The sequence below is a fragment of the Pedobacter sp. genome, from assembly GCF_965249885.1.
Taxonomy (GTDB): Bacteria; Bacteroidota; Bacteroidia; order Sphingobacteriales; family Sphingobacteriaceae; genus Pedobacter.
The window spans coordinates 3,072,278-3,083,491 of the sequence record NZ_OZ252254.1; the positions used below are offsets into that span (position 1 = coordinate 3,072,278).

Sequence of the window (11,214 nt, forward strand, 5' to 3'; positions counted from 1 at the left end):
GTTTGGTAAAGTATATAACTAAATACAATACAATATGGCGAAATTGAAAAGTGCATGTTTTTATGTAATGCTTTTTTGTGGTTTGGGTTTAGCAAAGGCTCAGCAAGCGCAAATAACATTAAAAAGGGTGGATGAGATGCCAAATTTGCCTCAACCATTACAAATTATAGACTATAAGAAATTGAGTCAGGATTTTGACAAAAAAGTTTATGACTTTAAGGCGAGCGCTCCTTACTGGCCATTAGTTTGGTTAGATAAAAGTGGTAAAAATTTCAAACAACCTACCTTGGGCATGTATACAGCCATTGGCGATGTAAGACAGGGCCTAGTAAATAACAAAGGGATGTTCCACGAAGCATTGGCCAACATGGGTGCGGTACTAGGTGCTTCTTTGGTAGGTTTAGATAAAAGCAAGCAAAATGGTTTTAACTACGTTGGAATGCTTAAAAATTATTTTAATAGTGATACCAAATGGAACATCATGATGAATAATACTGCTCCTGAGGTAGCGCTTTTGGGTGGTGGGTACGGAAGAGATTGGTGGTACGACGTGTATCCCAACGTACTTTTTTATGCCATTTTTGAAAAGTACCCTAACGAGAAAGGATTCAAGGATATTGCAAAAAGCATTGCTGAAAAATTCTATAAAGCAGATTCAGTATTGGCGGGAAATTATAACTACTCCTATTTTGATTATGCTGCAATGAAACCTATGAAAAACCAAATATGCTTGCAACAAGATGCCGCTGCTGGACACGCATGGGTACTTTATGCTGCTTATAAGAAATTTGGAGATCGACGTTATCTAAAAGGTGCCATCAGCGCAATGACCGCTCTGGAGCGTAATTCCGTTAACCCTACTTATGAATTATTAATGCCGTTTGGAGCGTATTTAGCCGCTAGGATGAATGCTGAACAGGGGACGAAGTTTGACGTTAAAAAATTATTAGAATGGACTTTTGACGGAACTGCTGTTTGCAGAGAAGGTTGGGGTGTTTTAGTAGGCAATTGGAACGGATATGATATTTCAGGCATTGTTGGAAGTACGGTAGACCACGGAGGATATGGCTTTTTGATGAATACCTACGATGCCGCTTGGCCTTTAATTCCCTTGGTGAAATATCATCCGGGATATGCCAATGCTATTGGTAAATGGATGCTAAATGCAGTTAATGCATCTCGTTTTTTCTATCCGCAGTACCTGCCAAAAGCTCATCAAACTATTCCAGAGCTCGCAGAAGTAACTAAAGGTGTTATCGCTTATGAAGGTATAGCCAAGAGCTCAACTTTTGATACGCTTTACCAAAGTTTACAGGCGCCAGTAGCCCAGGGTGATGGACCTAAATGGGTACCAGGTAAAAATCCATCTGTATCACAATTTAGTGTTTATGGGAGTGGTCATGTAGGTATTTTCGGAAGTATGGTTCAAACTACTAACATAGAAGGCATTTTAAAGTTGAACGTGTTAGCTACAGACTTTTATAGAGATCGTTCGTATCCTACTTTCTTGATTTACAATCCGTACGGGCAAAGTAAAACAATACGATATCAGGTAAAAGCAAATAGCAGGACTGACTTGTATGACATGGTTAGCAAAAAGTTTGTAGCAAAAAATGTCCAGACTAGCGTAAATCTTTCCATACAAAAGCATATGTCATTGTTGGTTGTAGAAGTTCCATCAGGTAGTAAACTTGTTAATAATGGAAATAGACTTATTGCTAATCAGGTGGTGATAGATTATAATCGATAAATCTTTGTAATGCTTGCTTAGTTTTAAAACATGGAGATGATTTCCTTGTTAGTATTTTAATTCAAACAGTTTAATATTAAAAACATTTAATCATGGATAAATTAGAATTAAAAGGAATTTGGAACGAAGTTAAAGGTAAGGTAAAGCAAGCTTATGCAGATTTAACCGATGATGATTTAGCATATGAAGACGGAAAAGATGAAGAGTTGTTAGGAAAGCTTCAACAAAAAACTGGAAAAGGTAGGGACGAATTAGTGAAATGGATTAAATCTTTATAGAAAACGCCTTTGAACTGCCCCAAAAAAGTTAGCCACTTTATGGGGCAGTTTACTTTAATGTGCATTAAAAACTCATTCTTTTACTTCGATTTCGTGTTGCTGGAAGATGTAATTGTTACTGCTAATTCCCTGGACTATAAGCTTGAATTTGCCCACAATGTCTCCAGTATAAAATTCAACAGTAGCCGTTGCACTTTTATCAATTTTTTTTAAATAATTCCAATATAACGTAGAGAAGTACGCTGGCTCTTCTGGTTGCAAATAATTATCTACATAAAATTCCTTAGCCATAGATAAGCCGTTAACAACAATATATTTTTGACTTTTTTCCTCCGAACATCCAGCATAAATTGTTTGTATTCCGTTAACTAAGTAAGTTCGTCCGGCAATTGGCTGCGTATTGTTAACATCGCCCAAATGGTTGCGGCAATTTAATATATTGTAAGTGCAAACGTAATCTCCACAAGCATTTGCTCCGTTTTTTCCGTAAAAGCTTCCATTGTTATTCTTTGTAATTGTAACTTCTTTTAACTGAAGAACTTTTTCTTTTCTACTAAGCTTCATCTCTTCAATATTAACTAAGGTTGAAGGTAGTTGCTGAGTGAAAAACGTAGATGGTTTTGCTAATAGTTGATTTTGTACTTCATAATCATCCAATATTTCTATCTTTTGTAAATCACTGTTTTTTGCTACAAACAAATACATTTTCTTATCGAATGGTGTCAATGCATCATTTAATGGAAATTCAAAGTTGCCACTGTTGTCGGTGTTTAATTGTAACAGGTTTAGCCCCCCAAAGCTCACTACCGATGCACTATGTTTAATTTGTTTATTTTGATTGGTAACAACTTTTCCTAGGATTTTTAGGCTATCTGCATGTACTTCTTCGGCAGTAGATGTATTTGAAAAATCGCTCCACGAATATCTTCTCCATCCTTTTACCGAAAGAATGCTATTTACAAAGTCTATGTTTTGTAAAGCATTTAAAGACCCGCTTGCTGGAAGTTGCTGCAGTTGATTGTATAAGTAAGCATAGCTCTGTATATCGTTCATTTTGCTTACTTGAATCCTATTATCTTGAACACAAGCTATCGATACAAAAGCCAGCTCGCTGGTGTCTCTTAACTTAAGGCTAAGTGTTACCTTCTGTCTTTTTTGATACACTGTTTGGTCAGTACTTAAAGTCACCTGGGCTTCATGATCATAATTGCCAAATACCATTCTTTCAGCAAGTGGTCTGTTTAAGCTATCTGTAATCGTTACCGTAGCCAAACCTTTGAAAGTAACTGGTATTTTTAACCTTTTTTGATTAGAAATATTTATGGGAGCGTAGGTAAAAATTTCTTTGAAATTATGTACTCTTAACCAAGCATTTTGTTTTTTATTGGTCCTTACTATCATTTCGAGCGTATCTAAGCATAAGGGTTTTCTTATTTCAAGCGCAAATCCATCATCTTTTATTTTTGGCAGAAAGTAAGTGCTATCTACAAACTGGGAATGTATCAGTTTTACTTTGTAGCGGTTTTGCTTATTTGCTGATAAACGAAATTTCCCTATACCATAACTATTTGTTTCGATGGTATCAATGATAATCTCGTTTTCATAAAGTACGGCTTTTAATGAAATAGGCGACATTCTCTCATCTTTAACCTCCCATGCGATACTATTTAATACGCCGTTTATGATATCGCCACCTTCAGGATAAAATTTTACAGCTGCCTTGTATTTGGGCTTAGGCAAGATGATATTCATAAAACTACTATCTTTCTCATATTTGAGTTTGAACGTAAGGTTTTGCTGAGAAGAAGTCAACGGTAATTGAAGTGCAACTTGTCCAAATCCGTCGGTTTTAGTAGTCGCTGTTTTGCCATTATAGCTGTAAGTGACTGTAGTTGGCTTGGGTAAAAATCGTTTGTCATTAGAGGTAACTGAAAGCAGAACATAGTTTGTTTTTTGTTCTTCGGTAGCTGATTTAACAATTTTAAGTGATGCTAAAAAAGGAGGCTCCTTGCCACTTTTTATGCTAATCGGCTGTGTAAATATCACTTTTGGTTTTCCGTTTAGCGTCAAGTTAGTATAGGCTAACAAGTGGTAACTTCCAACTAAAATACTATCTGGAATCATCAGGCTGCCAAAAGCAATGCCGCTACTCATCATAAACTTTTTATGACCGACTACTACACTATCCGCATCCCTAATTAAGGCTACTGATAAAACACTGTGATTGTTTAAATGCGATGCTAAAAGATAGCCGGTGAAGTATATTATTTCGTTATTGGAGTAGACGTTTTTGTCATAATGTACAAATAGCGCATCGTCAGTTTTGCTAGTTGAGTATTGTTTAAACAACGTACTTAAAGGATCTTGAGCACATAGTTTGTTGGATATCAAAAGAAGCAAAAAGAATTTGAACGCTGAATGCATTTAAGTGAATCTATTTGCTTCACAATATAACTAATTTAATAATAAATCGATTAGGCGCAGTGTACAATATGGAATGAAAATATTATAGAAACTAAAAAAGCGGCCTCTTTTTAGGAAAGCCGCTTGTGAGATATTTTTGAAACTTTTTAGTAACCGAAAATTTCCTCTAGTGTTAACGTTTTTACCGCGCCAAATTTAGCCATATCTTCTTGTTTCACTTTTTTATCAGAAGCTACAATAAGATAAGTATAAGCTTTGTTGGCAATTTTTTGCTGGTGGAAACGATTGATATCATCGAAAGTAATAGGTTTGATTTCTTTATACCTATCCATTCTCGAATCGTAAGTGTAACCCAATTTTTTATCAGCAAAGTAGTGGGCAAAGATGGCATCTTTCAAAACTCTGTCAGATTCATAATTGCTCAATAAATTGGTTTTGGCGCCTTCAAATGTTTTTTCGCTTTTTGGCAACACATTTAAAAGTTCATTCATTCCTGCAACAGCTTCGTTCATTTTGTCTGCCTGACTGCCAACATAAGCTACCATGCTATATTGTTTGTCAGCCTTATCAGGTGAAGCATAAGTTGCGAATGTAGAGTAAGCTAGGGCTTTAGATTCACGAATGGTTTGGAAAACTACTGATCCCATACCTCCGCCAAAGTAGTTGTTGAATACCTCAATAGTTGCACCATCTGCTTTATTGTACAAGCCAGTATTTCTTAACCAACGAATTTCAGATTGAACCATGTCATAGTTGGCAAAGTATACTTTATTGGAATCTTGCACCGTATATGAGTAAACTTTCGCTGGTGCAGCTGGCGTAAACTCTTTAGGAAGAGCATGAGCAGTTTTGATATTCGTTGTAAAAGCAGCTAAATCTTTAGGACCGTAATAAGTAACCACGTGTTCGTAGTTATTCAAGTTTTTGATCAAATAAATTAAATCGTCTGCTTTAATGTTTTTTACTTCATCATTAGTTAAAACGTTATTAAACGGATTTAACTTGCCATATTGCGCATAAGAAGTTAATCCGCTCATGATAGCGCCTTTATTTAATTTGCTGTTCTCTCTTGATTTTAAGATACTGTTCTTAAGTTCTGCTAAAGCTTTTTCGTTCGCTTTTACATTAGCAAAAATGTGCTCAACCAAGGCAACTGCTTTATCAAAGTTTTCTTGTAAACCGCTAATGTTAATTGTGGTGGTTTCTGTACCAACATTTAGGCTATAACTACACGCAATGTTGTAGAACTGTTTGCTTAATTCTTCGGCGGTATACTTGTCGGTGCTTAAATACGGTAAATATGAAGCAGCGTAGCTCAATAATTTATAATTGTTAGAACCCAAGTTAAAGCGATAGCTCATTCTGAAAATCGAATTTTCAGTGTTTTTAATCGTCATCACTTCAGCAATGCCAGATTTTCCAAAATTGATATCTTTTTGATAATCTAAAAATTTAGGGGCGATAGGCTTAAGTGGGCCTTCTAAAACCTCTTTTACAAAAGGAGAGGTTAAACCAGCATTCGCATTAATTGGTGTAATCGCAGGTTTTTCCACTTTAATTGTGTTTTTATCTTCACCCTTGTGCTTGTAACCAATTACATAATTGTCTTTGAAGAAAGTTTTTGCAAAAGCAACAACTTGAGCTTTAGTGATTTTTGCGATTTCATTGTTCTCGTTCAAGTCTCTATCCCAACCAGTTCCACGGTTCATAATAAACACCGTTGATAAGCTTTCAGCTCTGTTGCCATTGTTATCAAAGGCTTGTAGGAAACTCAATTTTTTGTTAGCCACGATAGCTTTCAACAAATCATCATCAAATTTACCATCTTTCAGCATTTGGATTTGCTCTAATAAAAGCTTGGCTACATCATCTAAACTCTGACCTTGTTTTGGCTGTGCCGATAAGTTGAATACGCCATAATCCTTCATTTGCTGATAAGTGGCATTAGCTCTTAACACTTTTTGTTGTTTGTTTAAATTGATATCAAACAAACCTGCCTTACCATTGGCTAAAATGCTTTTGATCAACGAAAGCATCACACTTTCTTTGCTATTTTCAGCATAACCACGATAGTAAATTTCCAACATCTCAGCACTTGGTCCATAAACATCTACCTTTTGGATTTGAGTTAGTGGTTTTTCAGGTGCTGGGTTATAAAGGCTAACTGGTTTTGATGCCATGTAACCGAAAGCTTTATCTACTTTCTTGATCATTTCATCTGGATTTAAATCGCCAGCTAAAATGAGTGCCATATTGTTAGGCACATAATACTTGTTATAGTAGTTTCTAATTTCAACTAATGAAGGATTTTTCAAATGCTCAATTGTACCAATAGTGGTTTGTTGGCCATAATTGTGCGTTGGAAATAATTTATCCATCATCGCCTCATCCAGTTTCCAACCGTCGTTATCTAAACCACGGTTTTTTTCTTCGTAAACGGCCTCTAACTCGGTATGGAAAATACGGAAAATTGGCTTACGGAAACGCTCAGCCTGTATAGCTAAAAATTTATCCACAGCATTTGAAGGGAAATCTTCGTTGTAAACAGTTTCTTCGTACCAAGTGTGTGCATTTGTTGAGTTACCCCCAATGCCCTGCATCATTTTATCGTATTCATTGGCAATAGAAAAATTCGATGCTTCACCAGATACTTTATCAATTTCTTTGTAAATTTCTTTGCGCTGCGCTGGATCAGTAGTTTTATTGTACTTTTCGTAAAGTGCATCAATTTTGTCCAATAACGGCTTTTCTTTTGCCCAGTCGGCAGTACCAAATTTATCAGTGCCTTTAAATAAAAGGTGCTCTAAATAATGGGCCAAGCCTGTAGCATTTTTCGGATCGGTATTGCTTCCCGCTCTGATGCTCATGCGGTACTCAATTTTTGGTTCTTTATAATTTGGCGACAAGATCACTGTCAAGCCATTTTTCAAGGTGTAGAACCTTGTTTTTGAGGGGTCGTTAGTCACATATTTATATGTGTAACCGCCAGCCGTAGCTGTTTTCCACTGGTAAGTGGTATTTTGAGCCATTAGGCTTGAACCAGTAAAAAGCAGACCTACAAAAAATAAAAGTCTTTTCATGTTGTAATAAGTTATCATTCAAATATACAAAGACAATTAAATTAAAAAGATGTTGCATCAATAAATTTGGTAATTTGGGGTAATTGGCATATTTCTCGTAATTTTGGTTTGTTATTGAAGGCTTTTCTACTTTTCGAGAGCTCAGTTGATCGCTTTGCGCAAAAAAATATTTAACAAGAGGACGATTAACAATCACATTAAAAATTAAAGCATGAAAACTAAACCCACCATATTAGTAGTGAATGATGATGGCATCACGGCCACGGGAATAAAAGCCCTTATTGAAGTGATGAGTGAGATAGGGGAGGTTACCGTTGTGGCACCTGATGGGCCACAGTCAGGAATGGGACATGCCATCACTATAGGGAAGCCGCTACGCTTTGATAAGGTTGATTTGTACCCACCTATCGAGATGTACAAATGCTCCGGTACTCCTGTTGACTGCGTAAAATTGGCAGTAAACAAAGTTTTTAAAGGTAAAAAGCCAGATTTGTGCGTGTCGGGAATCAATCATGGGTTGAATAACTCCATTAACGTGATCTATTCTGGGACAATGTCAGCAGCAGTGGAAGGCGCTATTGAGAAAATTCCATCAATTGGCTTTTCTCTGGACGATTTTGCACAAAATGCGGATTTTTCGCATTGCAAAAAATACATCAGACAAATTACGAAGCAGGTTTTAGCCAATGGTTTACCAGCTGGTACACTTTTGAACGTGAATTTTCCCAAAGGAGATCGAATTAAAGGAATAAAAATATGCAGGCAAGCTAATGCCAAATGGGCCGAAGATTTTGAGGAGCGTCAGGATCCCTACCGCCGACCTTACTATTGGCTAACCGGGGTATTTGAAAACTACGACAAAGGAGAAGATACTGACGTTTGGGCTTTGGACCACGGCTATGCTTCGGTAGTTCCTGTACAATTTGACTTGACTGCGCATCATGCCATTCAAGAACTTAACTCTTGGGATTTCGAAGGTAATTCAACTCAAGCTAAAACAACACACGGCGCCGATGGCTCCAATTTAGGTTAAAATGGCAAAATTGTTTTCATCTGTAAAAAATCATGTGCTGGTTGGCTTAGGCCTTGGTCTTGCTAGCCCGTTAATATTAGGTTCCATAGCGTGGTACTTAATGCATTATACCACTGTTTTCCGCAAAGCTGATTTGCTGCTGATTGGATGTGTGGCCGTAAACTTGGCTTGGGTGAAATACTTTAACCACTTAAATAAAGAAAACGTCACAAGAGGAATAGTAAGCGCTACTTTTTTGTGTGCTTTTGCGTTTTTCTTTTATAAAATTATGCAAGAAGTTTAGCGCTGGTTAACTGCTAGCCGAACACTACCAACTGTTTACTAACCACTGACTACTGGTACCTTAAAAAATGAAATATTACTTAGTTGCAGGCGAAGCTTCGGGAGATTTACACGGAGCAAATTTGATGAAAGCTTTAAAAGTTGAGGATGCTAGCGCCGAGTTTAGGTATTTTGGTGGCGATAAGATGCAAGCCCAAGGCGGTGCATTGGTGAAGCACTATGCGGATATGGCATTTATGGGTTTTACCGAAGTGGTGTTGAACCTGCGTACCATATTCAGAAATTTAAAAGCTTGCAAGGCAGATATATTGGCTTATCAGCCAGATGTTTTAATTCTGATCGATTTCCCAGGCTTTAATTTGAAAATTGCGGAGTTTTCAAAAGCTCAAGGTATTGAGGTTTGCTATTACATTTCACCTAAAGTTTGGGCCTGGAACCAAAAGCGAGTGTTAAAAATTAAGCGTATTGTTGATCGTATGTTCTGTATTCTACCTTTTGAGGTTGATTTTTACAAAACATGGGGCATGAAGGTTGACTACGTAGGAAATCCGCTATTAGATGAAATTGCTGCTTTTGAACCCAATGCAAGTTTTATGGGAGCAAATAGGATTAGTGAAAAACCAATTATCGCCCTTTTACCAGGTAGCAGAAAGCAAGAGATAGAAAGATTACTTCCCGTGATGTTAAGTGTTACGGAGAATTTTCCCGATTATCAGTTTGTAATAGCAGCTGCACCAACTTTCGGCGCCAACTACTATCAGCAGTTTCTTGGAGATAAAGATGTGACATTGGTTTTCAATCAAACTTATGATTTGTTACATCGTGCTTATGCTGCGGTAGTGGCATCGGGCACAGCAACATTGGAAACTGCACTTTTTAATGTGCCTCAAGTGGTGGTTTACAAAGGAGGAGCCATTTCAATTGCTATCGCTAGGTTGTTGGTTAAAATCCGTTTTATCTCGTTAGTGAATTTAATTGTAGATAGAAAAATAGTGACAGAGTTGATTCAGGAAGATTGTTCTGCCGAGAAAGTTACTGAGGAGCTACAACAGATCGTTTCTGGAACGGGAAGGCAGCAAATGTTACAGGACTATAAGAAACTTCACGAATTAATGGGGAATGCGGGTGCTTCTGAAAGGACTGCAAAATTAATCGTACAAAATATTAAATAAGAAGAGTTTATTAGTTATAATTGCGGATTAATAAACTATTTAGATGAAACGAATCTTATTATTAGCGCTACTCGTAGTTGCAACATTTGCGGCAAATGCCCAATTTGAAGGAAGTAAGCAAGTATTTGAAAGTCCTAACCTGAAAAGTGAAATTGCCAAACACAAAATCGTAGCAATTTTGCCATTTGCTACAAGGATTTCATTCAGGAAACCACCAAAAGATTACAGTGCAGAGTCCAACAAAGCGCAGGAAGACAAATTGTCAACTTCTATCCAGTCAAGTTTGTATACTTTTTTACTGCGTAAAGCTTCTAATTACACTGTAGAATTTCAGGATGTAGAGCGTACAAACATATTGTTAAAAAAAGCAGGTGTGTTTGATAAGTTAAATGAAATGACGAAGGATGAAATTGCAAAGATTTTGCAAGTTGATGCAGTTATTGGAGGGCAATTTGAAACGGAACAAACACGCTCGGAAGCTGGAGCTATCGCAACCACGATTTTATTTGGCGGAATTGGCTCTAAAACAGGTACAGGAACATTAACGCTTACCATCAACGATGGAGAAAAAGGCTCATTAATTTGGAGGTTTTTCAAGAGTATGGATGATAATGTACTCTCGTCTTCTGATGTATTGGTGGAGAGGATGATGAGGAAAGTTTCTCGTAATTTTCCATACACGAAATAAAAATACCTACTTCTGGGTATTTTATCCATAAGTGAACCAATTTATATTTGAACAAATTTAGGTTAAGCAAACAGAATTTGTTTGTCTATTCTCCGCTTAACTATGTTATTGTGTTTGGGAGGGCTGGATAGTCTTCCCTTTTTTTATTTTGTACTTGCAGAATTATCAAAAATCGTTACTTTTGCTCGCACACCGGATTAGCTCATTTGGCTAGGCGTCCCGACTGATTCGGGAAGGTGACCGGGATAGGTATAAAAAATATGGGGGATTAGCTCATTTGGCTAGGCGTCCCGACTGATTCGGGAAGGTGACCGGGATAGGTGTAAAAAATATGGGGGATTAGCTCATTTGGCTAGGCGTCCCGACTGATTCGGGAAGGTGACCGGGAATGGTATAAAAAATATGGGGGATTAGCTCATTTGGCTAGAGCGCTTCGCTGGCAGTGAAGAGGTGATCGGTTCGAATCCGATATTCTCCACCTGAGAGGACAAAAATCGACTTAGTGTT

8 protein-coding genes and 1 tRNA gene are annotated in these 11,214 nt (G+C 37.2%); 7 read left to right on the top strand and 2 right to left on the bottom strand.

The genetic code is table 11. The features are described 5' to 3' along the window. Positions 1–34 precede the first annotated feature (34 nt). Positions 35–1,750: a hypothetical protein gene (locus tag ACY2A0_RS13080; RefSeq protein WP_461789964.1), complete on the top strand. Its 1,716-nt coding sequence runs from the start codon at positions 35–37 to the stop codon at positions 1,748–1,750. 92 nt (positions 1,751–1,842) lie between these two features. After that, positions 1,843–2,028 (top strand): CsbD family protein, encoded by a 186-nt coding sequence (locus ACY2A0_RS13085; RefSeq protein ID WP_461789965.1) that lies wholly within the window; start codon positions 1,843–1,845, stop codon positions 2,026–2,028. 72 nt (positions 2,029–2,100) lie between these two features. On the opposite strand, the gene ACY2A0_RS13090 is transcribed toward ACY2A0_RS13085, so the two are convergent. Then, entirely contained in the window at positions 2,101–4,419 is a 2,319-nt protein-coding gene (locus ACY2A0_RS13090; RefSeq protein WP_461791537.1) for a hypothetical protein, read from the bottom strand. Positions 4,420–4,598: 179 nt separating this feature from the next. Further along, a complete protein-coding gene (locus tag ACY2A0_RS13095; RefSeq protein WP_461789967.1) occupies positions 4,599–7,532 on the bottom strand; it encodes a M16 family metallopeptidase in 2,934 nt (977 codons plus the stop codon). A gap of 211 nt (positions 7,533–7,743) precedes the next feature. Here ACY2A0_RS13095 and surE point away from each other — a divergent pair, with 211 nt between their 5' ends. The 5 genes from surE (at position 7,744) to ACY2A0_RS13120 (ending at position 11,185) form a co-directional block, all read left to right on the top strand. Continuing rightward, positions 7,744–8,565, top strand: a complete 822-nt coding sequence (gene surE, locus ACY2A0_RS13100) for a 5'/3'-nucleotidase SurE (protein WP_461789968.1) — start codon at positions 7,744–7,746, stop codon at positions 8,563–8,565. A gap of 1 nt (position 8,566) precedes the next feature. Then, positions 8,567–8,848: a stationary phase survival protein SurE gene (locus tag ACY2A0_RS13105; protein WP_461789969.1), complete on the top strand. Its 282-nt coding sequence runs from the start codon at positions 8,567–8,569 to the stop codon at positions 8,846–8,848. A 67-nt stretch (positions 8,849–8,915) separates the two neighbouring features. After that, a complete protein-coding gene (lpxB, locus tag ACY2A0_RS13110) occupies positions 8,916–10,019 on the top strand; it encodes a lipid-A-disaccharide synthase (RefSeq protein WP_461789970.1) in 1,104 nt (367 codons plus the stop codon). A 43-nt stretch (positions 10,020–10,062) separates the two neighbouring features. Then, positions 10,063–10,707, top strand: coding sequence for a hypothetical protein (locus ACY2A0_RS13115; protein WP_461789971.1), 645 nt, complete (start codon positions 10,063–10,065; stop codon positions 10,705–10,707). Between the two features lie 404 nt (positions 10,708–11,111). Next, positions 11,112–11,185: transfer RNA gene (locus tag ACY2A0_RS13120), tRNA-Ala, on the top strand. Positions 11,186–11,214 lie beyond the last annotated feature (29 nt).